Genomic DNA, 24,917 nt, shown 5'->3' with positions numbered 1-24,917 from the left:
CGCACCGTCATGCCACACGCCGGGAGTCGCCCCATGCACGCAACTGATTTTGGCCGCACGCTCATCATCGCCAACCCCGCCGCCCAGTCGGGCGCCGCGCGCGAGGTTGCCGAGCGCCTGCAGCGCTTTTTAGATATGACCGCGCGCGCATCCCAGTTTGACCTGGTGCTAACCGAGCACATGGGACACGCCAAGGAGCTTGCCGCACAGGCTCAGGGCTATCGCACCGTTATCGCACTCGGCGGCGACGGCGTGATCCACGAAGTCGTCAACGGGCTTATGACGCAAAAGGAGGACGCCCGCCCCGCTCTTGCCGTCCTGCCCGTGGGCTCCGGCAACGATTTTGCCCAGACGCTCGATATCGAAGATTTCTCCGGCAAGGATTTTGGCGCGCTACTCACCTGTGAGCTGCAGCGTCAGGACATCGGGCGGATTCGCTCATGGAACCCCGCAAGCGGCAGCGGCGAGGCGATCGTCGAGTATTACGACCAGACGCTCTCGGTCGGCATCGATGCCGCCATCGGCCTTGGCACCACCGAGCTGCGCAAAAAGACCGGCTTGACGGGTGCTCCGCTCTACACCCTTTCGGGACTTGAGCAGTTTGGCCTGCGCTATCGCAGCCACCCCATGACAGTCAGCTTTGACGGCGCGCCCGCCGAGCGCGTGAGGGCGATCATCATGGCGATTCAGCTTGGTCCTACCTATGGCTCGGGCTATCGCATCTGCCCCGATGCCGACCCCTGCGACGGCATGCTCGACGTCTGCTACGCCTGCGGCCCCGTCCCTCGCGCGGTAGCCCTGCCTATGTTCCTTTCGGCCAAGGACGGCCACCATACCAAGTTGCCACCGGTTCGCATGCGCCGCTGCCGCCATGCCGAGCTAACTTTTGAGGAGCCCGACTACCCCATCCAGGCCGACGGCGAGCCCATCGTCGCCTCGCGCATCGAAGTCGACATCCTACCCGGCGCCCTCCAAGTCTGGCACCCAACCCGCTAACCCCACCTAAGTTGCGGTGAAATAGGGACTGTTTATGCAGTTAAAGCCGCGAAACAGTCCCTATTTCACCGCAACTTATTGAGAAGATCATTCCTCCCCGCCCGGCTTGCGACGGTTAGCCTTTTTAATCGCATTGAAGTGCTTGTCGTTGAGCCTGCGCTGGCGCGATCGCTGGGGCACTTTGGTCTTGACGCGACGGCGCGGCGGACGGCCACGACGCTCAAGCTCTGCGCGCAGCTTACGCAGGCAGCTCGCGCGATTCTGAAACTGACTACGGCTCTCGCGCGCCGTCACAACAATCCCCGTGGGCCCATGCTTCATACGCACCGCCGAGTCCGTCGTGTTCACGCCCTGCCCGCCCGGACCCGTCGCACGAAACACCTGCACCTCGCAATCGCGCGCCAACTCCTCGGCCGACATCTCGGCATAGCGCGCATACTCGCGCCATTCCATCTTGTTCTCGTCCATATCAGCACCTCCCCTCATACAAAAAAATGTGACAAAGGGACAGTCCCTTTGTCACATCGCATACCAATCGCTTGTGTTGCGCGCTTAGGCGAAGGTGATCTCGCCGTTCTCGCAGTCCATATCGGCAATGCGAGCCAGGCTCTCAACGCGGAAGCCGCGCTCGCGGAGCTTATCGCCACCACCCTGGAAGCCTTTCTCCACCGCAATGCCAATGCCAGCAACCTCGGCACCCGCGGCCTCACAGATCTTGATAAGGCCCTCAAGTGCGCAGCCGTTGGCCAGGAAGTCATCGATGATTAGGACCTTATCGCCCTCGGACAGGAAGCGCTTGCCCACGATGACCGGGTACTCCTTCTGCTTGGTAAAGGAGTAGATGGTCGTGGCATACTGCTCGCCGTCGAGGTTAATGGACTGGGCCTTCTTGGCAAAGACCACCGGCACGCCGCCAAAATGCTGAGCTGCAATGCAGGCCATGCCAATGCCCGAAGCCTCGATCGTCAGGATCTTGTTGATCTCGACGCCCTCGAACAGACGGGCCCACTCAGCGCCCATGTGATCGAACAGCTCAACGTCGCACTGGTGGTTGAGGAAGGCATCAACCTTAAGGACGTTACCGGCCTTTACGATGCCGTCATGGCGAATACGATCCTCAAGCTCCTGCATGGCGCAACCCCTTCTCGCGGCAACGATACCGCGCGATTAATAAACGTTGTTCGATAGTCTACCACGGACCGACCCCCGCCCGTCCCACAAGCCACATCGCACCACAAACCAGTCTTTTTGGGACGGCGCGAATCGTGGCAGACGGCCTCCCAACACGCTAATGGCGGGCGCGCATCTTCACCAAACGCACCATGGCGAGCGCAAAGCCCACAGCGGCCACAGCCATGAGCACGTAGAACACCGAGCGAAAGCCGAATAAGAACACATCCGGACGGCCTGCAACGAAACTGGTCACGGCCTCGCCCATCGCCACGCTCATCTGCCCATACAGGATATTCGACGCCACCGTAATACCGAGTGCCATGCCGGCGTAGCGCGCCAAACTGCCCAAGCTGCCAGCAAAACCGAGCGCTTCGCGCGGAGCCGAGCCCATGTACAGGGAGTTATTGGGGCTCTGGAAAATCGACGTGCCGCACGACATAAACGCGACACAGCACACGATCACAGGGATGGAGGAGTGCTCGTCGAGCGTGCTTACCGCAAAGAGACCGCATACGTACACACCCAGGCCGACCGCCGTGGGACCCTCGCAGCCAACACGGTCCGAAACCGTACCCGAAAGCGGCCCGATAAAGGCATTCACCATCGGCAGCGCCAAAAAGAGCAGTCCGGAAATATCGGAGCTAAAGCCATGGGCATCCTGGAAATAGAACGGCAGCACAAACTCAGATGCACCGATGCCGATAAACACAATAAGCATGCATGCCAAGTTAATCGTAAAAGCCGAACTCGCAAAGCAGCGACGCGCGGCCTCCGCCAGCGACATGGGGCGCTCGCCGGCCTCCGGCTTAACATGCGGCAGTGTGTAAAGCCCCACGATAAACGAGATGACGCCAATGGGCAGGTTGATGAGGAAGATGCTCTCCCAGGGAAAGCTTGCCACCAGCATGCCGCCCAGCACGGGGCCGCACATCATGCCGAGGGCCACAAAGGTCGCGAGGATACCCATAGCACGACCGCGCTCGCGCGCCGGAAACGACTCGGTGATGATTCCCATGTTGTTGGCCATGGCCGCCGCGCAACCGACGCCCTGAACAATGCGTGCCAGAATAAGAACTTCGAGCGAACTCGAAAGGCCGCAAAGCAGCGAGCCGGCCGTAAAAACGATTACGCCCAGCTGGAATACGCCCACCTTGCCGCGCACGTCGCCCAAGCGGCCAAACGGCAGCATAGACACGCATGTCGCAAGCAGGTACACCGAGCTCACCAGCTGGATGCGGTCGAGGCCCACGCCCAGCTCCTTTTGCATCACGGGCAACGCCACGGTCACGACGGTCGAATCCAGACACGACATAAACGTCATGATGAGCACGGTAAACAGAATCGCCCATTTGTTCTTGCCATGGGTTTCGCCCTCAAGGGCAATGTGCTCGCGGCGCAGCTGCTCTGCGGTTTTCTCCATATCCATCCTTTCGAGTGGCGCAACGCAAAAACGGGGCCCCAATCGCCTACAAACAGTCGCGATTGGGGTCCCGCCTACGGAATCGGAACGAAAGGTCGCCGAAGCTTTCTGCCAGCATCGGCGCCTTATGCGAACGCTAGCCTAGCACTGCTCGAGTGCCTGCTCAAGGTCGGCAATCAGATCGGCCGTATCCTCGAGGCCGCACGACAGGCGCACCATGTCGGCGGAGATGCCACAGGCGATGAGCTCCTCATCGTTCATCTGGCGATGCGTGGCATTAGCGGGATGCAGGCAGCAAGTGCGAGCATCGGCCACATGCGTGGCGATCTGGGCGAGTTTAAGGCTCTTCATAAAGGTCTCGGCCGCCGCGCGACCACCGTTAAAGCCAAAGCTCACGACGCCGCAGGTACCGTTGGGCATGTACTTCTGAGCCAGGTCATAGTACTTATCGCCCTCCAGGCCCGGATAGCTCACAAAGCGCACCTTGGGATGGCTCTGCAGGAACTTAGCAACGGCCAGGCCGTTCTCACAATGACGCGGCATACGCACATGCAGGCTCTCGAGCGAGCTATTCAGGAAAAACGCCGCCTGCGGGTTCTGCATGGGGCCGAGGTCGCGCATGAGCTGAGCGGTTGCCTTGGTAATGAAGGCACCCTCGCGACCGAACTTCTCGGCATAGGTCACGCCGTGGTAGCTCTCGTCAGGCGTGGTGAGACCCGGGAACTTGTCCGCATGGGCCATCCAGTCAAACTGGCCGTGGTCGACAATCACGCCGCCCAGGTAGGCAGCATGTCCATCCATGTACTTGGTGGTGGAGTGCGTAACGATGTCGGCGCCCCACTCAAAGGGACGGCACATCACGGGCGTCGGGAAGGTGTTGTCGACCATCAGCGGCACGCCGTGGTCATGTGCGGCCTTGGCAAAGCGCTCAATATCGAGCACGGCGAGGGCGGGGTTGGCGATCGTCTCGCCAAAGACGAGCTTGGTATTGGGCTCAAATGCCGCCTCGAGCTCCTCGTCGGTGCAGCCGGGGGCAACGAACGTGCAGGTCACGCCCATGCGGCCCATGGTGTGGGCGAGCAGGTTATACGTACCGCCGTAAATGGCAGAGCTCGCGACCACATGATCGCCGGCACCGACCACGTTAAAGATCGCGAGGAAATTCGCAGCCATGCCCGAGCTCGTGAGCATCGCAGCGGTGCCGCCCTCCATCTCGCAGATCTTGGCGGCAACGAGATCGCACGTGGGGTTCTGCAAACGGCTGTAGAAGTAACCAGACTCCTCCAGGTCAAACAGCTTGCCCATGTGCTCGGACGTGTCGTACTTCCACGTGGTGGACTGGTAGATGGGCACCTGGCGCGGCTCCGCGTCGCCCGGGTGATAGCCGCCCTGAACACATGTAGTACCGATGGTCTGCTCGCTCATATCCAACTCCCTTACTTGGGTTTTGTTTTTATTCGGTTCACGATACCGCTACCCCGCACCCCTCTCAACCCATCCCGCCGATAGGTTATGGGACAAATTAATCAGGTTTATTTGTCCCAAATCTTAAGAAAGTGTTCGATGGCGAAAAACAATGAGATATGCACTGCGGTCTCGATAAGCGAATGCGCCGGCAAGGGTACCATAGGCGGGTACACCATGAACAAGGAGACAACGATGAAGCAGATCGATACCACCCAGCTCAACACTGCCGCCTGCCAGGCTCAGGCTGCCGAGTACCACGCCCGCGGCTTTAACTGCGCCCAGGCTGTCGCTTGCACGCTCGCGCCCGCTGTGGGGCTCGACCCCCAGATCGCCTTTACCCTCACCGAGGGCTTTGGCGCCGGCATGGGCGGCATGACCGAGACCTGCGGCGCCATCTCGGGCGCCGTGGCCATCATGGGCTTTGTGATGAGCGACGGTATGGAGAACCCCAAGACCAAGGGCCAGACCTACAAGCTGTCGCGCGAGATTGCCAAGCGCTTTGGCGAGAAGAACACCACGACCGTCTGCGGCACGCTCAAAGGCGTCGGATCGGACCAGGGTCCGCTCCGCAGCTGCCCCGGCTGCATCGACGACGCCGTCGACATCGCCTGCGATGTGCTAAAGCAGCTCGCCGAGTAAACGGCGACAACATAAAACGACGGCCGGCGCGCTTGGGATTCATCCAAAAGCACGCCGGCCGTCGTCGTTAGAACTCGGCAAATTCGGGAGCGCCGACCTCAATCTCCTCACGCCCCGCCATAAGCTCGCGCATCTTAACGCAAAACGGCTCCTGCTCCCCCGCCTTAAACACCAAATGAATCGTCACGGCATCCGCGTAATCGGTATCCGAAACCTTGGCATCCGAATCCTGGGCCAAACGAAGCACTTGCTCATACTGTGGATAGGCCACACGCACATCAACCGGCACGACGCTCGTCATCTCAACGATCTGCCCGGCTTCCTGAGCCGCAGCCACCGCCGTCTGCGTCGCCGCGGTATAGGCGCGTACCAAGCCACCAGGTCCCAACAACGTACCACCAAAATAGCGCGTCACTACGCAGCAAACATTTTTGAGCCCCGCTCCGCGCAGCACCTCGAGCGTCGGCATGCCGCTCGTACGGCTCGGCTCACCATCATCGCTCTGGCGCTCACGCCCATCGACCAAAATCCACGCGGGAACATTGTGTCGAGCGTCATAATGACGCTTGCGAACCATCTCGATAAAGGCATTCGCCTCATCCTCGGACTCAATATGGACCAGCTGGGCAATAAACCGGCTCTTGCGGTCCACAAACTCGCCCGAAACCTCAATATTCAATTGCAGAGTAAAATAGCTGTCCAACAAAGCCCCTCAACAACAAGCAAAGCAACAAACAGCCTCAATAATACGGCAAAGGCCGTACCGCTGCCCTCTCCAACAAGAACGGAAACGCCAATGATGCCGTCACCAACAGCGAGAACCCGTCAGCGCGAGCAAGGTGCCTTGAAAGACAAGTTTGCAACAAAAATGCGGTCGCTGATGACCAGGCAAAAACAGCGAGACGGCGCCAGCTGAGTCGATTTGGCCCGAAAGAGGAGGGAGCACGCCTTATGGCGGCGACCGACGAATGAGCGCCAAATCGGCCAGCTGACGCCGTCGCAGCGTCAACAAGAAAGCTGAGTGGGCCTATAAGCCGGGTTCTGTCGTGAACGGTCATTTATCTTGTCTGCACGTTACCGTGCAGCTCCACGCACGCTACCCGAACGCGGACCGGGCCGGCCCATAGCGTTCCTATTCGCGCTTGCTCCGGATGGGGCTTGCCAAGCCGCCGTGTTGCCACGACGCTGGTGGTCTCTTACACCACCGTTTCAGCTTTTCCCTTTACGCCTTGCGACGCAGGTGGGAGTCTTCTTTTCTGCGGCGCTTTCCGTCGGATCACTCCGCCCGGCCGTTAGCCGGCATCCCGCCCTCTGGAGCCCGGACTTTCCTCACGCGTACCGCAAGCAGTACATCGCGCGACCGTCTGGCCCACTCAGCAGTGCAAGAGTGTAGCACACCGCCGCCACAGGCAACGGCACAACACAAGCGCTCGACACGATAAACCAAGAAGCGCCCATGCGCTACAATAATCCCGTCGATGGGCAACGTTGTCAGTCGAGACGCGACCGCGCTCCGCACCCCTCCGTCTACTCGGTGTGTTCCCGCCTCCTCCCCGAGGCGGGATGTCGGCTTTTTTCATGCACCGACAATCCAATAGCCTGTGGACAGCCCGGCAGCATTGCGCATCTCGGTGCCAAATGCAAAAAGGGACCCGTCCATTACGGACGGATCCCTTAAAACAAGTGATCGTCAAACCGATTTACTCGGCGTCGGTCTCCTCGTCCTTCTTCTCGGAAGGCAGCGGGGTAACCTCGATCTCGACGCCCAGAGTCTCAGCAGCAGACTTCATGGACAGGGAGATACGACGACGGTCGAGGTCGATTTCCATGACCTTGACCTGAACCTTGTCGCCCACATGGGTGACCTGAGAAGGCTGATCGACGTGCTTGTTGGCCATCTCGGAGATGTGCACCAGGCCCTCGATGCCCTCGCCCAGATCGACGAAAGCGCCGAACGGGACAAGCTTGGTCACAGTGCCCTCGACGATAGCGCCGACGGGGTACTTCTTGACCAGTGCGCGCCACGGATCCTCGGTGGTCTGCTTGAGACCCAGGGAGATGCGCTCGCGGTTGAGATCGACGTCGAGAACCTCGACCTCGACCTCCTGGCCGACCTTGACAACCTCGGAAGGATGGTTGACGTGATTCCAGGAGAGCTCGGAGATGTGGATGAGGCCGTCGATACCGCCGAGGTCGACGAAGGCGCCGAAGTCGACGATGGAGGAAACGGTGCCCTGGAGACGCATGCCAGACTTGAGCTTGGACAGGATCTCGGAGCGCTCGGCCTTACGGGACTCCTCAAGCACGACGCGACGGGAGAGGACGACGTTGTTGCGGTTGCGGTCCATCTCGATGACGCGGGCCTCGATGCGGGTGCCCATGTAGGAGGTGAGGTCCTTGACGCGACGGAGGTCGACGAGGGAAGCGGGCAGGAAGCCACGCAGGCCGATGTCGAGGATCAGGCCGCCCTTGACAACCTCGATAACCTCGCCCTCGACGTTCTCGCCGGAGTTGAACTTCTCCTCGATGCGGTTCCAAGCACGCTCGTACTCGGCACGCTTCTTGGACAGGACCAGACGACCGTCCTTGTCCTCCTTCTGGAGAACCAGAGCCTCGATGGGATCACCGAGTGCAACGATGTCTGCAGGGTTAGCGTCCTTGCGGATGGACAGCTCGCGGACCGGGATAACGCCCTCGGACTTGAATCCGATGTCAACGAGCACCTCGTCATGCTCGATCTTAACGACAGTGCCGTTAACGAGATCGCCCTCATCAAAGTCGGTAATCGTACCGTCGATGAGGTTGTTCATCTCCTCCTCGTTGACATCGTCAAGAGAGAAAATGGACGAGTTCTGAATCTCACTCAAAGGTGGACCCCTTTCGAACTACGGGGCCCCGATTGCTAGGACCTACAGAAGGGTGCGACAAGCACACAACGTTTAGGAACACTCGGGAGCCGACAGATACTAATGTGACGCTTATGCAATCACGTTCGTATAGGTTACGGGGAAATGAGTTCGATTTCAAGCGTGAACTGCGATTTTTTACTCGTGTGGAGACTTTTTCGTAATCTTATGAACACACGTCTCCGCAACTTGACGATAACCAGCCAGGCATTCGGCTTTGGGGTAAAGTATCCGGAGCCAACGATTCTAGATCGATTTTTCGAGAAAGGTGCCCGCGTGCTCAAAGCAGTCGTTTTCGATATGGACGAAACGCTTCTTAGCATCAACCTCAACGCGTTCATCCTTCGCTATTTTAAGGATGTCTCTTCGATGCTCGCGGATATCGGGCGCCGCAGCCGCGGTGGCACGATGGCACGCCTCGGCACCATCCTGGTCGACCTCAACGCCAATCGCCGCAGCAGCACGGACAATCGCACCAATCTTGAGTTTTACCAAGAAGAGGTCGAGCGCCGATGCGGCATTTGCCTCTCGGACCCACTTATCTACGAGGCGTTTACCTACTACGACCGCGAAGTTCTTCCGTACAAGAATGACGAACTCATCAACGCCCATGCTATGCCGGGCGCACACGCCGCACTTCAGGCCGTGCAGGACGCGGGGCTGCGCTGCGCGCTCTTTACCAACCCCAGCTTTCCGCAGGGGGCCATCGAATGCCGCATGGGTTGGGGCGACCTGGCCGACGCCCCCTTTGAGCTCGTGACGCACATGGGAAACGCCACCCGCTGCAAGCCCGATGCCACCTACTATCTAGAGCAACTTCAGGTGATGGGGCTCGAACCGCACGAGGTCCTTATGGTGGGCAACGATCCCAAACGCGACTTCCCTAGCCCCGCCTGCGGCATTCAGACTGCCTATGTAGGCCAGGGCAAGCCCAACCGAGTCACCTGGCGAGGAACCATGGAAGACTTCGCCCGCGAATTCAACGCCGTAGTAGAAGCCTTCTACGAACACCAAGTAGCCGACGAACTGTCCTAGCACACTTGGGTTTTGCCGATCATGATGTTAAGGATCTCGACGTCGGTGTCCTTCATACCCACACGGCCCACGTAGCCCATGCTGGCAATCGTCTGCTCGACGGTATCCTGGATCAAACCCTCGCCGGCACGGAAGCCACGCCCCTGCATGGCCATGTCATGGCCCAGAATCGCTGCATCGACGGCAGCCGAGATCTTGGCGGCACAGCTCGCCTTGGCGCCGTCGCACACGATGCCGCCCACGTTACCGAGCGTACTCGAGACCGTCGCGCCAATCTGCTCGCACGTGCCACCGCACAGCCAGGTAATCGCAGCGCCGGCGCCGCACGCAGCGCAAATAGCGCCGCAAAACGCCGAGAGCGCACCAATGTAGCTCTTGATATGCACGGCAATGAGATCGGACAGCATCACGGCACGCACCAGGCGCTCGTGGTCGCAGCGCAGGTACTCGGCATACTCCATGACGGGCAGTGCGCAGGTAATGCCCTGATTGCCCGAGCCGCACACAATGGCGACCGGCAGCGCGCAACCGTTCATGCGGGCGTCGGACCCGGCGGCCGCACGGGCACGGGCACGGCAGGCGACGTCATCGGCACGAGCACCCAGCAGCGTACGACCCACCTCGGCGCCCCAAGCGTGCGCAAGGCCCTCGGCACTGATTGCGCCATTCAGCTCAATCTGACGCTCAACGGCAGCGCGGGCGCCCTCAATGTCACCGTCCTCGATAAAGTCGATGATGGAATCAATGGACATGGGCGTATCGGCGTTATCTGCCGCACGCTCGGCCACCACGCGCTCGGCGCAGGCGGCGCACTCCCCCGCCGACTTGCCGCATACCGGAATACCATCGAGCGTATGGCACGTGACATTAGTGTGGTGATCGGTAATCTCGACGACCGCGGTATGGCCCCCGGCCGTCGCAGTCACCTTGATGTAGAGGTTGGGCACACCCTCGACAAGCGACACATCGCAGTAGCCGGCGTCGGCGAGGAGCTCGGCCACACGAGCGCGGTCTTCATCGTTAACGCTCTCGAGCACCTCGAGCGCGCTCTTGGCGTCACCGCCCACGGCGCCCAGCACGGCCGCGGCCTCAATACCGTGCATGCCGCCCGAGTTGGGCACGGTCACGCTCTTAACGTTCTTGATGATATTGCCTGAGCAGGCAACATCCATATGATCGGGTTCGCAACCGAGCGTCTGGCTCGCCAGCGCCGCTGCATAGGCAACGGCAATGGGCTCGGTGCAGCCAAGTGCGCAGACAAGCTCGCGGTTCAAGACATCGCAAAAAGCGGCATCGCGGATGGAATCAGTAGGCATAGGAATCTCCTGCTTACATAACGGACTGGGCTCTCGATAATAGTTAGCTCTTTTATTTGATAACAATGCATCAAAAACCGCAACCATGGTTCCGACGGACGGCGTTCAAGCGCAATCTGACGGCATTCATTCATGAAAAGCTAGTCTTGTTGCATGCTAAAGCGTTTGACCAAAAAACGCCCGAGCGTTTACACAAAAGTCGCGTTATCATGCAGTCGAACGCGGTAAAACCTTTAGCAATTCCGCCGCACGGACCAGAGAGGAACCACTCATGAAGATCGGTATCGGTAACGACCACGCCGCCGTCGAGCTCAAGAACATCATTTCCGAGCACCTGAAGGAGCGCGGCTGCGAGGTCGTGAACTATGGCACCGACACCTCCGAGAGCTTCGACTACCCCATCGCCGGTTACAAGGTGGGCAAGGCCGTGGCCAACGGTGACGTCGACCTGGGTATCCTGATCTGCGGTACCGGCGTCGGCATCAGCCTGGCCGCCAATAAGGTCGAGGGCGTACGCGCCGTCGTGTGCTCCGAGCCCTTCAGCGCCAAGCTCTCCCGTATGCACAACAACACCAACGTGCTGGCCTTTGGCGCCCGCGTCGTTGGCTCCGAGCTCGCTAAGATGATCGTCGACGAGTGGCTCGACGCCGAGTTCGAGGGCGGCCGCCACGAGCGTCGCGTCAACCTCCTCAACGAGATCGACCAGACCCGCGGTCTCAAGGTCGTCGACGAGGCCTAAAAACTTACAACGCCATACGCTAGCGACAGCCCCCGCCTGGAATGCACGCACATTCCAGGCGGGGGCTCTTTAGTAGATTTCTAGACATGTCCCAAAAATCTACTGGAATATAAAAGGACGCCGCGGATGGAGTTCCGCGGCGCCCAAGCCACACGCTAACAGCTTTAAGGAGTCAAAGCTGGTTTAGCCAAAGAAGCGCTTGATCTCGATCTCGGCGTTCTCCAGGCAGTCGGAGCCGTGGATCACGTTGGCGTTGACATCGACGGCGAAGTCGCCGCGGATGGTGCCAGGAGCAGCATCAAGCGGGTTGGTGGCGCCCATAAGGGTGCGCATCTTGGAGACAGCGGAAAGACCGGAAACAACCATCTTGACGACCGGACCGCTCGTCATAAAGTCGCAGAGACCGCCAAAGAAGGGCTTGTCGGCCAGATGGGCGTAGTGCTCCTCGACGGTAGCGCGCTCGAGCGTGGTCATCTCCATGCGCTCGATGACAAGGCCGCTACGCTCAATACGAGCAACGATCTCGCCGATCTTGCGATCGCGCACCGCGTCGGGCTTAATCATGATGAAGGTCTTCTCGATAGCCATAAGGTAGCCTTTCAAGTAGGTTCGCGCGTGCCCAAGTCCCATTCCGGCACCCGCCCGGACTGCATCGTAACAGAGTTCTAGCTGCAGTTAAACAAAAAGCCGTTTATTGAAGCGTTATTATTTATTAAAGCGCTCCATATGTGTCACTTCTGTTTCGAAGCCCGACTAGAGTACCATCCGTCCCACTTTCAACTGCAACGAACAGAACGGGCGGTCGATTGTCGCCCGTGAACGCACCCCCTTCACAACCTGCGCAAATGTCCTACAGAAGTTCTCGACAAGCTCCTTCCTTCTCTATAACAAAACGGGTGCCCACCGTAGCGGGCACCCGTAAAGGCAAAATATGATGAACACACCAGACAGACGCATCCAATAAGCTAATTAGCTCCGTGGCCCATCTCGACGACCTTGGATAACGAGCCAAACACACCCTCATCGGCCGCGAGCTGCGCCTCGGCACGCTGCAGCTGCACGGCAACGGCGGCAGGGGCGGTACCGCCCTCGGTCGTGCGCGCGGCGACAATCGACGGGATATCGAGCGCCTCGGTAATATCGCGCTCAAAGAGCGGGCTTGTCTCCTGGAACACCTCAAACGGCAGGTCCTCAAGATTGCAGCCGCGCTTCTCACACATCAGGACCAGGTGCCCCACCACGGCATGTGCCTCGCGGAACGGTAGACCGCGCTTTGCCAGGTAATCGGCAACATCGGTGGCGGCAAGGTGCCCCACGCCGCACTCGCGCGCCATGGCATCCTCGTTGACGGTCCAGGTCGAAATCATTCCGGCCATAACGGACAGGCACTGCATGAGCGTGTGAGCGGTATCGAGCGCGCCCTCCTTGTCCTCCTGCAAGTCCTTGTTATAAGCGAGCGGCAGGCCCTTCATGGTTACCAGCAGCTGCACCAGGTTGCCGTACACGCGACCGCTCTTACCGCGGATAAGCTCGGCAAAGTCGGGATTCTTCTTCTGCGGCATGATAGACGAGCCGGTGGAGTAGGAGTCTGAAAGCGTGATAAAGCCAAATTCGGAGCTCGACCACAGCACGATCTCCTCGGAAAGACGCGACAGGTGCATCGCCATGACGGATCCGGCGTAATGCAGATCGAGCAGGAAATCACGGTCGGAAACCGCATCGAGCGAGTTGGGAATCACGCCCGCAAAGCCAAGTTCGGCAGCCGTCATCTGGCGATCGAGCGGATAGCTCGTACCGGCAAGCGCGGCAGCACCCAGCGGGCAGTTGTCGGCGGCATCAAAGGCGGCCTTCAGGCGCGTAAAGTCGCGCGCGAACATCCAGGAATACGCCAGCAGATGATGCGAGAGCAGCACGGGCTGAGCGTGCTGCATATGCGTGTAGCCCGGAAGAATCACCTTGTCGTACTTCTTGGCCGCATCAACCAGCACATGGCGCAGCTCAAGATTGGCCTCCATGAGCTCCTTGGCCAGCGCCTTGACGCCCAGGCGCGTATCGGTCGCCACCTGGTCGTTGCGCGAACGCCCGGTATGCAAGCGCTTACCGGCCTCGCCGATGCGGCGCGTCAGCTCGCTTTCGATGGACATATGAATGTCCTCGTCGTTGATATCAAAGGTGAAGTTGCCGGCATCGATATCCTGTTCGATTCCGGTCAGGCCCTCGGCAATCGCCTGCTCGTCCTCGGCGCTGATAATGCCCTGGGCCGCCAGCATCTTGGCATGTGCCTTAGATCCGGCGATATCCTGCTTATAGAGATGTTTGTCAACCGGCAACGACGCGCCAAACTCCTGCGTGACCTCGGCCACGCCTGCCTCAAAACGACCGCCCCAAAGAGCCATGGAACCGTCCCCTTTCATCAAATCCCAAAACAAGCGCCCAAAGCAATGCGCCCTGTCGCTAAAGCGATTTCTCAACCGCTAGTTTTGCATATTCCCCACCATGTGCGAGGCCATATAGCTAATTTGCAAAGAAGTGACGCGCCATGCACTTGGCGCCCAACGTCTCCCTCCGAATGTTGCCCTGCGAACCATCGATCCAGGCCTTTAGGCTCATAGGAACGTCCTCGACCTTTGCAGCATCGAACTCGGGCGCGAGGGCAAGTAAAGCATGCGCGATAGCATTGAACATAATGGATACTCCCCATATATATATAGGCGCAGGGCCGCCAAATTGATAGAAGGAGCCCCGCCGGACAACCCCGGCGGGGCTCGGACTCAGCCGCAGACGCGGCATCATATATGCGGGCGGAACGTAGGGGCCACCGATGTTAAGAAGTGTCAGCAAGCATAACGAAAGGTAGGGACCCCATGCGCCCGTTATGTATCACGCGGATGGGCCGCGCGGATACCAAAGGAAGGAGGCGCTAGGCCTGGGCGGCAGCAGAGCTGGGGCCCTGGACCTTAGCCCACGTCTTGAGCGACAGCGTATCGATCTCGATAAAGCCGGCGCTGGCCTTCTCGTCAAACGTAGTGTCGCGGTCGTAGGTAGCCAGACCGTAGTCATACAGGCTAAACGGGCTCTTGCGGCCGACGACATGGCAGTTGCCCTTAAAGAACTTCAGACGGACGGTGCCGGTCACGAACTTCTGGGTGTCGGCCATAAAGGCATCGAGCGCGTTTTTGAGCGGGCTGTACCACTGGCCGTTGTACACGGCAGTGGCCCAATCCTGCTCGAGCTTAATCTTGGTCTTGAGCAGGTCGCCCTCGACGCAGATGTCCTCGAGCGCCTTGTGGGCGGTGATGAGCGTCAGGGCGCCAGGAACCTCGTAGCACTCGCGACTCTTGAGGCCCACCAGACGATCCTCGACCAGGTCGAGACGGCCAAAGCCGTTGTCACCCGAAATCTTGTTGAGGGCGATGACGATCTCGGAGAGTTTCATCTTCTTGCCATCGACGGCGACGGGCTTGCCCGCCTCAAACTCAATCTCGGTGTAGGTCGGGGTGTCCGGCGTGTCCTCGGGGTTCTTGGTCATAACCCAGGCGTCGTCGAGCGGCTCGTTCCAGGGATCCTCCAGGTGACCGCACTCGATGGCGCGACCCCACAGGTTGTCGTCGATGGAATAGGGGTTGTCGTTGGCGCCCTCGGGAACCGGCACGTTGTGGGCGTGAGCATAGGCAACCTCATCGGGACGGCACTTCAGATCCCACTCGCGAACCGGGGCGATAACCTTAAGCTCGGGGTCGAGGGCCTTGACGGCAGCCTCAAAACGAACCTGGTCGTTACCCTTGCCGGTGCAGCCGTGGGCGACGTAGGTCGCGCCAAACTCGTGAGCGACCTCGACAAGCTTCTTGGCGAGCAGCGGGCGAGACAGCGCGGAGAGCAGCGGGTACTTGTTCTCGTACATGGAGTTTGCGGCGATGGCCTTAGTCAGGAACTCATCGGAGAACTCGTCGCGCAGGTCGAGCACCTGGCAATCGAGAACGCCCAGGTCAAGCGCCTTCTGCTTCTTGGCATCCAAGCCGGTCTCCTCCTGGCCCACGTTGCCGCAGACGCAAACGACATCGAGATTCTTCTCGTCCTGGAGCCACTTGACACATACGGATGTATCAAGACCACCGGAATATGCGAGAACGACTTTTTCCTTGCTCATGGCTGTTTCCTTTCGCCCTTGGTAGCTAGTTAGAACATCGGTCAGTTGCAAGTCATTTCGAGGTCAAAAAACCGTGCAATATCAGGTTAAATAGCAAAAAGCAGCACAGCATGCCCTAGAAACATGCGTTTATATCGTGCTAAAACCCAACGACCTCAAAATGACTCTGTTGGGGCATTTCACCCCATACGAACAGAGACGATTGTTATCGTCGTCGGGAAATTGCGCGCTGGCGTCGGATGGCATTATCTGCAGTGGTGATGATCTTTACGAACTGCATCTGCCTCTCCTTTCACCTATCGCCGGGCGCAATTCTAATATCGTAAACGGTACCTTTTCTTCGGTAAGCGGTTGTATTTCCGTCTCCGTTTTCGATGGTCGCTATATTACGCTAAAGTGCCCGCAGCACAAGCGACAAATTCAAATTTCTGAAAAGTTTTTTCATTACTTTGTGAAGCGTGGTGCAAATACGCTCCGTTCCTGCGACAATACGCTCAGTTACTGGTTGATGGTTATAACGTCTGAAACAATTTCGAAACGAAAGGCGCGCTTTTATGCAAACTTACGAATCGGACACCAATATCGGAAGCATTAAGATTCTCGCCGTCGACATGGACAAGACGCTGCTCACCGACAAGCGCGTGTTGCCGCAGGGTCTTGATGAGCGCCTGGACAAGCTCGCCGACGCAGGCATTGTATTCTGCCCTGCCAGCGGACGCCCCGCCCCCAAACTCGAGGAAATGTTCGAGAGCATTAAGAACCGCCTTGCTTTTTGTCCCGACAACGGAGCCTGCGTCATCTATCGCGGCAGCTATATCTATAAGAGCAACATCGATGTGGCGCTGTATCAGCAGGTGCTCGCCCGTGCCTCGGAGGACCCGCGTGCCGTTCCCGTCTTGTGCTGCTACGACGAGTTCTATGTGCTCGCCCGCGACCATCAGTACCACGACGAGATCAGCGTGTACTACAACACGATCAACTACGTCGATAGCTTTGAGGGCCTTGATATCGAGTCCAACAAGATTTCGATCTTCTTCCCCGCCTACGATGCCGAGCCAGCGTTTCGCGAGAACTACAGCCCCGAGTTCTCGGACAAGCTCTACGTCACCAACGCCGGGCGCGAGTGGATAGACTTTATGAACCTGGGCGTCGACAAGGGGTCGGGCGTAGCACATCTCTGCGAGCGCCTGGGCATCGATATCGCCGACGCCGCTGCCGTGGGCGATACGTACAACGACATCCCCATGCTGGAGCGCGTCGGGCATAGCTTTATCGTGGACAATGCCGAGGAGCACATGAACGCGCATGCCAAGTGGCGCATTCCGAGCAACAACGACGGGGGCGTACTGACGCTCATCGACGCTATCTTGGCGGCTCGGTAACGTGGCACGTCGGACCTGGCCGGGCGGCGCGGATTAGTTTTTCGTTCGGTCAGGTCCTGGGCTCGCTCGGAAAGCACATTAAGTGCTTTCCGGCTCGTGCGGAATCTACGAAAAACTAATCCGCGCCGCCCGGCCAGGTCCTAGGTTTACTTTCCTGCCGCCAAGATGGCGTCTTGAGTGTCTAGATACTTAGCTGAAATGATTTGAGCAGAGGGGAGCCCCTTGTTGGAAGGGGCTCCCCTCTGTTTTGGTTACTGTGGGACAAATTAATCAGTAGTGTTTGTCCCAAATCTTAAGTATGTGGGGGCTTGCGTCTTGGGCGAGCTTGCCTTACGGAGTGCTTCCCTATTTCGCGTCGGCCCAGGTTATGCCGGTGCTGGCTTCGGCGATTAGGGGGACGCGGAGGTCTACTACGTGTTCCATGACGTCGCGGACCATGGCGGTGAGGCGCTCGACTTCGTCGATGGGGCACTCAAAGTCCAGTTCGTCGTGCACTTGCAGGATCATGTGGGCGGCAAAGCCCTCTTCTTCCAGACGGCGACTCACGCGGGCCATCGCGATCTTGATGATGTCGGCCGCGGTGCCCTGCATGGGGTGGTTCATGGCCGTGCGCTCGCCAAAGCCGCGGAGCTGCGGATTTTTGGCCTTAAGCTCCGGGATATGGCGACGGCGGCCGTACATGGTCTCAGCATAGCCCGTCTGCTTGGCACGCGCCACCACGTTGTCGAGGAACGTACGCACGCCCGGGTATGCCTCGTAGTAGCGGTCGATCATGTCGCGTGCCTCGGCCATCGAGATATGCAGCGACTGCGATAGGCCGTAAGCCTGCTGACCATACACGATGCCAAAGTTCACGGCCTTGGCGCGGCTGCGCAGGTCGGGCGTCACCTCGGACACCGGCACGCCAAACACGCGCGCGGCCGTCTCGGCATGGAAGTCCTCGCCCTCGTTAAAGGCACGCACCAGATGCTCGTCACCCGAGAGATGCGCCAGCAGACGCAGCTCGATCTGCGAGTAGTCCACCGCCAAAAAGACGCTTCCCTCGCCTGCCGAAAACGCCGTCTTGACAGTACGGCCCAGCTCCGAGCGCGTCGGGATGTTCTGAAGGTTCGGGTCACTCGAGGACAGACGACCCGTCGCCGTGATGGTCTGGTTGTACGTGGTGTGCACGCGACCGTCACCACGACGCAACGGGCCCAGCGTGTCCAGATAGGTGGACTTGATCTTGGACTTCTCACGCCAGTCCAAGATCAGACGCACGATTTCGTGGTCACGGGCAAGGTCGCTCAGCACCTTGGCGTTGGTCGAATAATAGCCGCGCTTGGTCTTTTTGAGGCCCTTGGTCGGAAGGCCCATCACGTCAAAGAGCACGTGCGAGAGCTGCATGGGACTGCCGATGTTAAAGGTCTCGTCGCCGGCCAGATCGCGAATGCTCCGCTCGACCTCGGCAATCTGGGTCGCCAGACCCTCGGACAGACTATGCAGGCGGTCGGGGTCCACGAGCATGCCCGCGCGCTCCATCTTGGCAAGCACCGGCACGAGTGGCATCTCGATGCCATCGAACACGTTGGCGGCGTTCTCGCGGGCCATGCGGTCGCGCAGCGGCGCCACGAGCGCCAGCGTCAACGCTGCGGTACGGGCAGCAGGGGCAGGAGCATTCTCGCCAGCACCTTCCGCACCGCGTGCCGCGGGCAGAGACATCTGCAGATAGGTATCGGCCAGATACGCCTCATCGAACTCGGAGCGGTCGGAATCCAACAGGTAGGCGGCAACCACGGTATCGAAGATACGCGTGGAATCGGCAGCGAGCGGATCCATGAGCTCGGGCTCAGAAGAATCGATGGGCGAAAGCTCGTGCAGCAGCGCCTTCATGTCCGGGCTCGCCACGCGGCCCTCCATAAACAGACGCGCGAGCACGCCAGCGATCACGCCGTGGACGAAGTTGAAGCCATCGACAGCGGCAGGCGTGCCGCCATCGGCCTCCTCGAGCGCAAAGAGCCCCTTGGACGTCGCCAACCACAGCGTGCGCGTCAGTCCAAAGAGCGCGCCCTCTTCTTTGTCGTCGTCCACCACGGCGGCGACCCACTCGCCGGCATCAATCGCGCGGGAGACCTCAGCCGCAACGGAACCAAGTGCGTCAGCATCGCCGGCGGCTGCGCGCAAAACGACGGGAATCTCAAACGTGCTGGCAGCAGCCCCACCCTCACCGCCGATCAGCGCCAAGAAACGGTTCTGCATGGCGGTGATACCAAGCGTACCCAGCGCCGCGGAAACCTCATCGGCAGAAAACGCCGGGAAAGACGTCGCCTCAAAGTCGAGCTCAACAGGCGCATCGGTGCGGATGGTCGCCACCTTGCGGCTCAGCAGTGCGTCGTCGATGTGCGCGCGCAGGTTTTCGCCCATCTTGCCCTTGACCTCATCGGCGTGTGCGATAACCTCGTCCAGGCTGCCGTACTGCGCGATGAGCGCGCTCGCCTTTTTGGGGCCGATGCCCGGCACGCCGGGAATGTTGTCCGACGTATCGCCCTTCAGACCATAAAAATCGGGCACGAGCGCCGGCGTGATGCCGTGATACAGATCGTCCACGCTCTCGGGCGTCATGATCGCCACGTCGGACAGGCCCTTACGAGTCGAGACCACGTTGACGTGCTCAGTCACGAGCTGATACATATCGCGATCACCGGTCACCAGCAGCATGTCGCAGCCGGCCTCCTCACCCAAGCGCGCCATGGTTCCCAGGATATCGTCGCCTTCCCAGCCCTCGGACTGCAGAATCGGCACATTGAGCGCACCGAGCAGCTCCTTGATCATCGGAAACTGCGCGTGCAGATCGGGGTCCATGGGTGGGCGCTGCGCCTTGTACTGCGGCAGCATCTCCATACGCACGCGCGGCTTGCCCTTGTCAAACGCCACAACGACTCCATCGGGGTTAAAGGCGTCGATCATCTTGAGAAACATATTCAAAAAGCCAAAGATCGCGTTGGTGGGGCGACCGTCCGGCGCGTTCATGGTGGGCGGCACGGCGTGGAAGGCGCGGTGCATGAGCGAGTTGCCGTCGATAACGGCAAAGGTACGGCGCTTGTCAGACATATTGAATACCTCGCTTTGGGCTGGGCACGGTTTGCTCACACCAGTTTACACGCTCCCCGCCCCACGGCCACCGCACATCAGGCTTCCCTGCCGCCGCGGGCCCGCGCGTGATACGATGGCTCACGGTACATCAACCAGCACGATCGATCCGAAAGGAGCCTGCGTCATGGAGCGTCCCTGCGCATGGAAAAAGTACACGCCACAGCAGATCGAGGAGCTCGAGGAGCTTTGCCGCGGCTACAAGCAGTTTTTGAGTGAGAACAAGACCGAGCGCCTGTGCGTCAAGACCGGTATCAAGATGGCCGAGGAGGCGGGCTACGTCAATCTGGAGGCCGTGATCTCCGAGGGCCGCGCGCTCAAGGCCGGCGACAAGGTGTACGCCGCCAATCACGGCAAGGACCTTATGCTCGTCAACCTGGGCACCGCCCCGCTCGAGCAGGGCTTTAACATCCTGGGTGCTCACGTGGACTCGCCGCGCCTGGACCTCAAGCAGAACCCCGCCTTCGAGGCCGGCGACATGGCCTACCTCGACACGCACTACTATGGCGGCGTCAAGAGCTACCACTGGGTCGCTTCCCCGCTCGCACTCGTAGGCGTCATCTGCAAAAAGGACGGCACCACCGTCGACATCAACATCGGTGACAAGGCTGACGACCCGGTCTTTACCATCTCCGACCTGCTGATTCACCTCTCGAGCGAGCAGATGGCCAAGCCCGCCAAGGACGCCGTCGACGCCGAGATCCTCGACGTGATTGTGGGCGGCCGCCCCGTCAAGTTTGACGAGGACGACAAGGACGCTCCCAAGGAGCCCGTCAAGCAGATGTTCCTGGATATCCTCAAGGAGCAGTACGACGTCGAGGAGGAGGACTTCCTCTCCGCCGAGATCGAGGTCGTGCCCGCCGGCCCGGCCCGCGACATGGGCCTCGACCGCTCCATGATTCTGGGCTATGGCCACGACGACCGTGTCTGCGCCTATCCGTCCATGCTCGCCCAGATCGACGTCGCCAACGTGGAGCGCACGAGCATCACACTCATCGTCGACAAGGAGGAGATCGGTTCCGTGGGTGCCACCGGCATGACGAGCCGCTTCTTCGAGAACACCGTCGCCGAGATCATGACGCTCGCCGGCGAGGATAGCCCGCTGGCCCTGCGCCGCGCACTCGCCCACAGTCGCATGCTCTCCTCTGACGTGTCCGCCGGCTTCGACCCGGGCTACGCCGGCAAGTTCGAAACCAAGAACGCAGCCTTTATGGGTCGCGGCCTGTGCTTTAACAAGTACACGGGCAGCCGCGGCAAGGGCGGCTCTAACGACGCCGACGCCGAGTATGTGGCCCTCATCCGCGACATCATGGACGAGGCGGGCGTTGACTTCCAGACCTGTGAGCTCGGCCGCGTCAACGCAGGTGGCGGCGGCACCATCGCCTACATCATGGCCAAGTACGGCATGAACGTCATCGACTCCGGTGTTGCCGTCCTGTCCATGCACGCCCTGTGGGAGGTCGCTAACAAGGCCGATATCTACGAGGCCTATCGCGGCTACAAGGCCTTCATCGAGCGCGCCTAACCGACCCTTCATCAGTTGCGGTGAAATACGGACTAAACTGGCCCATAAACGGCAAAACAGACCGTATTCCTCCGCAACTTTCTTTTTGGCAGAGGAGAGTCCATGCTGCAGGTCATCATTTCGCCCGCCAAGCAGATGCGCGCGGCCCAAGATGCTTTTGAAGTCCTGGGCATTCCACCTTTTGCGCACGAGACGGCTCGCCTCCACCGCGCACTGCTAGATATCGAGCGGAATGAAGGCAGCGGCGGCCTGCAGGCGCTATGGAACGTGAGTGACAAACTGCTGGGGCCTTGCCTCAACACCCTGCATGAGTTCGGGCCCATCCTGAAATACGGCGATCTCGACAATCCCGCACTCGCCCGACACCTCTCCCCTGCCGTCATGTCCTATCACGGCATTCAATACCAGAGCATGGCGCCCGAGGTGATGGATTCCGCGCAGCTCGCATGGTTGCAAGACCATTTGTGGATCCTCTCGGGACTCTACGGATGCATGCGCCCCTTCCACGGCGTGTCACCCTATCGGCTCGAAATGGGGGCGAAGCTTGCCGTCGACGATGCCCGAGACCTCTACGCGTTTTGGGGCGACAAGCTCGCACGGGCCATCGCTCCGGCGGGCTCCAACGCTACGATCGTCAACCTCGCCAGCGCGGAATACGCCAAAGCCGTTCTGCCCCGCCTCACCACCGATGTCACGGTCGTCACATGCCTCTTTGGCGAAGGCATCCGCAACGGCAAGCCCATCCAACGGTCGACCGCCAGCAAAAAGGCACGCGGCTCCATGGTGCGCTGGATGGCAGAAAACAAGCTCGAGGATGTAAGCGGGCTCACCGCGTTCGACGTTGGTTATCGTCACTTTCCCGAGCTTTCAAATAAAAACACTTTGGTCTTCCTGAACGAACAGGCCTTGTAGGACCACCGCTACTTTTGAATGTGCCGCCTAGGCACGGCGGCTATTGCGCCAAGCCGTCGGCTCTGGCAATTTCATTTGTCGAGCCGTCCTGATAGGTAATCTTGACATGTTCTACCTCGGACACCTTGACGCCCGACGGAGGCTCCAGGCGCCATTCCGTCAGGGCGATATCCATGGTCGTGGGAACGTCTCCTTGATTTTTGAGCTTCACCGTCAGCGTTTTGAGCGCCGCATCAAACGTCACGCGTTCGATTTCTTCACCTGGAATGGACCCACCACTCAGCTGCAACTGCACAAACTCATCGCGCGGGTACCAATAATCGCCCGGAACGGCGAGCGTATTGGCATTACCGCCAGTACTCCTCACCGTCATAATCGGTAGGCTATCATCAGCCTCGAACTCCCAGCCAGCGCCGCCGCGACCGCCAAACGTCCAAATACAAAAGGCAATCACCAACACGGCAAGCGCCGCAAAACCAATCGCAACAAGGCCATGATGGGCACGGCCCTCCTCGGCCGACACATCCCACTGCGTCTCTCGATATAGATGCTTGTCTTCCATGTTCGCCTCCCCGCAGGCACGCTCGTTAGGCCAATCGTACCCATTCGAGCTATACTTGAGCCCATTACATAAACGGGGAGCTTGCGGGACAAGACGGCAGGCTGAGATTGGGTGCGCCCGCCCTGACCCGCAAACCTGATATGGGTAATGCCAACGAAGGGAGCCGTGCCAATGAGCACACAGACCGAGCCCAAGCTCGTCACGCAAATCGACTTCGCCCGCGCCGGGCAGATCACACCGCAGATGAAGGAGGTTGCCGAACGCGAGCATCGCGACCCCGAGTACATCCGCGAGCGCGTGGCCGACGGCCGCATCGCCATTCCCGCCAACATCGTGCATATCAAAAAGGGCATGCGCGCCTTTGGCGTCGGTGAGGGCCTGTCCACCAAGGTCAATGTGAACTTGGGCATCTCGGGCGACAAGGCCGATGCCGCCGAGGAATGGAAGAAGGTCAAGATTGCCGAGGACTTTGGCGCCGACGCCATCATGGACCTCTCCAACTCGGGCAAGACACGCCAGTTCCGCCAGCAGCTCATCGACGAGACGCCGCTCATGGTAGGCACCGTCCCCATGTACGACGCCATCGGTTACATGGAAAAGCCGCTGGTCAAACTCACCAAGGAAGACCTGTTCGAAGTCGTGCGCGCGCACGCCGAGGACGGCGTGGACTTTATGACCATCCACTGCGGCATCAACAAGTTGGTCACCAAGACCTTTAAGGAGACCGGCCGCCTGATGAACATCGTGAGCCGCGGCGGCTCGCTGCTGTTTGGCTGGATGGAGGTCACCGGCAACGAAAACCCCTTCTACGAGTACTTTGACGAGCTGCTCGAGATTTGCCACGAGTACGACGTGACGATTTCGCTCGGCGACTCCTGCCGTCCGGGCTGCCTCTACGACTCCAACGATGCCACCGAGACTGCCGAGATGATCGAGCTGGGCAAGCTGTGCAAGCGTGCTTGGGCCGCCGGCGTCCAGGTCATGGTCGAGGGCCCGGGTCACATGGCGCTCGACGAGATCGCCGCCAACATGAAGCTACAGAAGCGCCTGTGCCACAACGCCCCGTTCTATGTGCTCGGGCCGCTGGTGACCGATATCGGCGTGGGCTACGACCACATCACCGCCGCCATCGGTGGCGCCATCTCCGCCAGCTCCGGCGCCGACTTCCTGTGCTACGTGACGCCGGCCGAGCACCTGTGCCTGCCCAACGCCCAGGACGTGCTCGATGGCCTCATGGCCACCAAGATCGCCGCACATGCCGCCGATATCGCCAAGAAGGTGCCGCACGCCCGCGACATGGACGACAAGATGGGCCAGGCACGCCGCAAGCTCGACTGGGATGCCATGTGGGAGTGTGCTCTCGACCCAGTCACCGGTAAGAAGCGCTACGAGGAATCCCCCGCCGCCACCGAGGGCACCTGCACCATGTGCGGCAAGATGTGCGCCGTCCGTACCGTCAACAAGGTGTTCGAGGGCACGACGATCGACCTCGGCATGGAGGATTAACGCGTCACCGGAGCCACAATCGGCAACAAGGTGCTCGTCAATTGTTGACGTGTGAACATTTGC

General features: G+C 59.9%; 20 protein-coding genes, 1 other RNA gene, 1 pseudogene and 1 riboswitch. Of the genes and pseudogenes, 8 read left to right on the top strand and 14 right to left on the bottom strand.

What is annotated here, in order from left to right:
• Positions 1-33: 33 nt before the first annotated feature.
• Complete coding sequence (locus CHY22_RS00290; RefSeq protein ID WP_089571613.1) at positions 34-996, top strand: diacylglycerol kinase family protein; 963 nt, start codon at positions 34-36, stop codon at positions 994-996.
• 87 nt (positions 997-1,083) lie between these two features.
• Here CHY22_RS00290 and CHY22_RS00285 read toward each other — a convergent pair.
• From CHY22_RS00285 to CHY22_RS00270, 4 genes and pseudogenes are all read right to left on the bottom strand, one after another.
• A pseudogene (locus CHY22_RS00285) lies at positions 1,084-1,383 on the bottom strand (peptide chain release factor-like protein); the annotation flags it as partial.
• Positions 1,384-1,548: 165 nt separating this feature from the next.
• The gene (locus CHY22_RS00280; RefSeq protein WP_089571612.1) at positions 1,549-2,127 is read right to left on the bottom strand and encodes a xanthine phosphoribosyltransferase; all 579 of its coding nucleotides are present in this window, start codon (positions 2,125-2,127) and stop codon (positions 1,549-1,551) included.
• 157 nt (positions 2,128-2,284) lie between these two features.
• On the bottom strand, positions 2,285-3,589 hold the full coding sequence (locus CHY22_RS00275) for an MFS transporter (RefSeq protein ID WP_089571611.1): 1,305 nt from the start codon (positions 3,587-3,589) through the stop codon (positions 2,285-2,287).
• A 141-nt stretch (positions 3,590-3,730) separates the two neighbouring features.
• The gene (locus CHY22_RS00270) at positions 3,731-5,014 is read right to left on the bottom strand and encodes an O-acetylhomoserine aminocarboxypropyltransferase/cysteine synthase family protein (protein ID WP_089571610.1); all 1,284 of its coding nucleotides are present in this window, start codon (positions 5,012-5,014) and stop codon (positions 3,731-3,733) included.
• Between the two features lie 234 nt (positions 5,015-5,248).
• Between CHY22_RS00270 and CHY22_RS00265 the strand changes: the two genes are divergently transcribed.
• Positions 5,249-5,695, top strand: a complete 447-nt coding sequence (locus CHY22_RS00265; protein ID WP_089571609.1) for a C-GCAxxG-C-C family protein — start codon at positions 5,249-5,251, stop codon at positions 5,693-5,695.
• A gap of 67 nt (positions 5,696-5,762) precedes the next feature.
• On the opposite strand, the gene CHY22_RS00260 is transcribed toward CHY22_RS00265, so the two are convergent.
• The 3 genes from CHY22_RS00260 to rpsA all read right to left on the bottom strand — a co-directional run bounded on the left by CHY22_RS00260 (position 5,763) and on the right by rpsA (position 8,562).
• Positions 5,763-6,401: a YigZ family protein gene (locus CHY22_RS00260; protein ID WP_089571608.1), complete on the bottom strand. Its 639-nt coding sequence runs from the start codon at positions 6,399-6,401 to the stop codon at positions 5,763-5,765.
• A gap of 308 nt (positions 6,402-6,709) precedes the next feature.
• Positions 6,710-7,071, bottom strand: an RNA gene (rnpB, locus tag CHY22_RS00255) — RNase P RNA component class A.
• 324 nt (positions 7,072-7,395) lie between these two features.
• On the bottom strand, positions 7,396-8,562 hold the full coding sequence (gene rpsA / locus CHY22_RS00250) for a 30S ribosomal protein S1 (protein ID WP_022095232.1): 1,167 nt from the start codon (positions 8,560-8,562) through the stop codon (positions 7,396-7,398).
• A 315-nt stretch (positions 8,563-8,877) separates the two neighbouring features.
• On the opposite strand from rpsA, the gene CHY22_RS00245 reads away from it, so the two are divergent.
• Entirely contained in the window at positions 8,878-9,636 is a 759-nt protein-coding gene (locus CHY22_RS00245; RefSeq protein ID WP_089571607.1) for an HAD family hydrolase, read from the top strand.
• Here the strand turns inward: CHY22_RS00245 and CHY22_RS00240 are convergent.
• Complete coding sequence (locus CHY22_RS00240) at positions 9,633-10,952, bottom strand: L-serine ammonia-lyase, iron-sulfur-dependent, subunit alpha (protein WP_089571606.1); 1,320 nt, start codon at positions 10,950-10,952, stop codon at positions 9,633-9,635. The genes CHY22_RS00245 and CHY22_RS00240 overlap by 4 nt on opposite strands.
• A gap of 271 nt (positions 10,953-11,223) precedes the next feature.
• On the opposite strand from CHY22_RS00240, the gene rpiB reads away from it, so the two are divergent.
• Positions 11,224-11,691 carry a ribose 5-phosphate isomerase B gene (gene rpiB, locus CHY22_RS00235; protein WP_089571605.1) on the top strand — a complete coding sequence of 156 codons (468 nt, stop codon included), beginning with the start codon at positions 11,224-11,226 and terminating at the stop codon, positions 11,689-11,691.
• 183 nt (positions 11,692-11,874) lie between these two features.
• Here rpiB and ndk read toward each other — a convergent pair whose 3' ends face one another.
• From ndk to CHY22_RS00220, 4 genes are all read right to left on the bottom strand, one after another.
• Positions 11,875-12,279, bottom strand: a complete 405-nt coding sequence (ndk, locus tag CHY22_RS00230) for a nucleoside-diphosphate kinase (RefSeq protein WP_055251725.1) — start codon at positions 12,277-12,279, stop codon at positions 11,875-11,877.
• 377 nt (positions 12,280-12,656) lie between these two features.
• Positions 12,657-14,087 carry an argininosuccinate lyase gene (argH, locus tag CHY22_RS00225; RefSeq protein ID WP_089571604.1) on the bottom strand — a complete coding sequence of 477 codons (1,431 nt, stop codon included), beginning with the start codon at positions 14,085-14,087 and terminating at the stop codon, positions 12,657-12,659.
• Positions 14,088-14,205: 118 nt separating this feature from the next.
• Positions 14,206-14,376: a hypothetical protein gene (locus tag CHY22_RS10020; protein ID WP_156058436.1), complete on the bottom strand. Its 171-nt coding sequence runs from the start codon at positions 14,374-14,376 to the stop codon at positions 14,206-14,208.
• A 235-nt stretch (positions 14,377-14,611) separates the two neighbouring features.
• Entirely contained in the window at positions 14,612-15,838 is a 1,227-nt protein-coding gene (locus CHY22_RS00220; protein ID WP_035138001.1) for an argininosuccinate synthase, read from the bottom strand.
• Positions 15,839-16,392: 554 nt separating this feature from the next.
• Here CHY22_RS00220 and CHY22_RS00215 point away from each other — a divergent pair.
• Positions 16,393-17,220 carry an HAD family hydrolase gene (locus CHY22_RS00215; RefSeq protein WP_089571603.1) on the top strand — a complete coding sequence of 276 codons (828 nt, stop codon included), beginning with the start codon at positions 16,393-16,395 and terminating at the stop codon, positions 17,218-17,220.
• A 345-nt stretch (positions 17,221-17,565) separates the two neighbouring features.
• Here the strand turns inward: CHY22_RS00215 and polA are convergent, their stop codons facing one another.
• Entirely contained in the window at positions 17,566-20,310 is a 2,745-nt protein-coding gene (gene polA, locus CHY22_RS00210) for a DNA polymerase I (protein ID WP_089571602.1), read from the bottom strand.
• 166 nt (positions 20,311-20,476) lie between these two features.
• Here polA and CHY22_RS00205 point away from each other — a divergent pair, with 166 nt between their 5' ends.
• Positions 20,477-21,874 (top strand): aminopeptidase, encoded by a 1,398-nt coding sequence (locus CHY22_RS00205; protein ID WP_089571601.1) that lies wholly within the window; start codon positions 20,477-20,479, stop codon positions 21,872-21,874.
• 102 nt (positions 21,875-21,976) lie between these two features.
• Positions 21,977-22,786 (top strand): YaaA family protein, encoded by an 810-nt coding sequence (locus tag CHY22_RS00200; RefSeq protein WP_089571600.1) that lies wholly within the window; start codon positions 21,977-21,979, stop codon positions 22,784-22,786.
• 40 nt (positions 22,787-22,826) lie between these two features.
• On the opposite strand, the gene CHY22_RS00195 is transcribed toward CHY22_RS00200, so the two are convergent.
• Complete coding sequence (locus CHY22_RS00195) at positions 22,827-23,348, bottom strand: hypothetical protein (RefSeq protein WP_089571599.1); 522 nt, start codon at positions 23,346-23,348, stop codon at positions 22,827-22,829.
• Between the two features lie 63 nt (positions 23,349-23,411).
• Positions 23,412-23,527, top strand: a riboswitch (TPP riboswitch).
• On the opposite strand from CHY22_RS00195, the gene thiC reads away from it, so the two are divergent.
• A complete protein-coding gene (gene thiC / locus CHY22_RS00190) occupies positions 23,520-24,854 on the top strand; it encodes a phosphomethylpyrimidine synthase ThiC (RefSeq protein WP_089571598.1) in 1,335 nt (444 codons plus the stop codon). Its footprint overlaps the riboswitch before it by 8 nt.
• Positions 24,855-24,917 lie beyond the last annotated feature (63 nt).

Source organism: Collinsella sp. TF06-26, assembly GCF_002232035.1.
Classification (GTDB): domain Bacteria; phylum Actinomycetota; class Coriobacteriia; order Coriobacteriales; family Coriobacteriaceae; genus Collinsella.
This window is presented reverse-complemented; position numbering and strand designations above follow the sequence as displayed.

Bases quoted from the DNA above. Each gene is read 5' to 3' on its own strand.
- rpiB (WP_089571605.1), top strand. From the start codon at position 11,224: ATGAAGATCGGTATCGGTAACGACCACGCCGCCGTCGAGCTCAAGAAC.
- argH (WP_089571604.1), bottom strand. From the start codon at position 14,087: ATGGCTCTTTGGGGCGGTCGTTTTGAGGCAGGCGTGGCCGAGGTCACG.
- CHY22_RS00280 (WP_089571612.1), bottom strand. From the start codon at position 2,127: ATGCAGGAGCTTGAGGATCGTATTCGCCATGACGGCATCGTAAAGGCC.
- CHY22_RS10020 (WP_156058436.1), bottom strand. From the start codon at position 14,376: ATGTTCAATGCTATCGCGCATGCTTTACTTGCCCTCGCGCCCGAGTTC.
- thiC (WP_089571598.1), top strand. From the start codon at position 23,520: ATGAGCACACAGACCGAGCCCAAGCTCGTCACGCAAATCGACTTCGCC.
- CHY22_RS00195 (WP_089571599.1), bottom strand. From the start codon at position 23,348: ATGGAAGACAAGCATCTATATCGAGAGACGCAGTGGGATGTGTCGGCC.
- CHY22_RS00200 (WP_089571600.1), top strand. From the start codon at position 21,977: ATGCTGCAGGTCATCATTTCGCCCGCCAAGCAGATGCGCGCGGCCCAA.
- CHY22_RS00220 (WP_035138001.1), bottom strand. From the start codon at position 15,838: ATGAGCAAGGAAAAAGTCGTTCTCGCATATTCCGGTGGTCTTGATACA.
- polA (WP_089571602.1), bottom strand. From the start codon at position 20,310: ATGTCTGACAAGCGCCGTACCTTTGCCGTTATCGACGGCAACTCGCTC.
- CHY22_RS00215 (WP_089571603.1), top strand. From the start codon at position 16,393: ATGCAAACTTACGAATCGGACACCAATATCGGAAGCATTAAGATTCTC.
- CHY22_RS00290 (WP_089571613.1), top strand. From the start codon at position 34: ATGCACGCAACTGATTTTGGCCGCACGCTCATCATCGCCAACCCCGCC.
- CHY22_RS00240 (WP_089571606.1), bottom strand. From the start codon at position 10,952: ATGCCTACTGATTCCATCCGCGATGCCGCTTTTTGCGATGTCTTGAAC.
- ndk (WP_055251725.1), bottom strand. From the start codon at position 12,279: ATGGCTATCGAGAAGACCTTCATCATGATTAAGCCCGACGCGGTGCGC.
- CHY22_RS00275 (WP_089571611.1), bottom strand. From the start codon at position 3,589: ATGGAGAAAACCGCAGAGCAGCTGCGCCGCGAGCACATTGCCCTTGAG.
- CHY22_RS00205 (WP_089571601.1), top strand. From the start codon at position 20,477: ATGGAGCGTCCCTGCGCATGGAAAAAGTACACGCCACAGCAGATCGAG.
- CHY22_RS00265 (WP_089571609.1), top strand. From the start codon at position 5,249: ATGAAGCAGATCGATACCACCCAGCTCAACACTGCCGCCTGCCAGGCT.
- CHY22_RS00270 (WP_089571610.1), bottom strand. From the start codon at position 5,014: ATGAGCGAGCAGACCATCGGTACTACATGTGTTCAGGGCGGCTATCAC.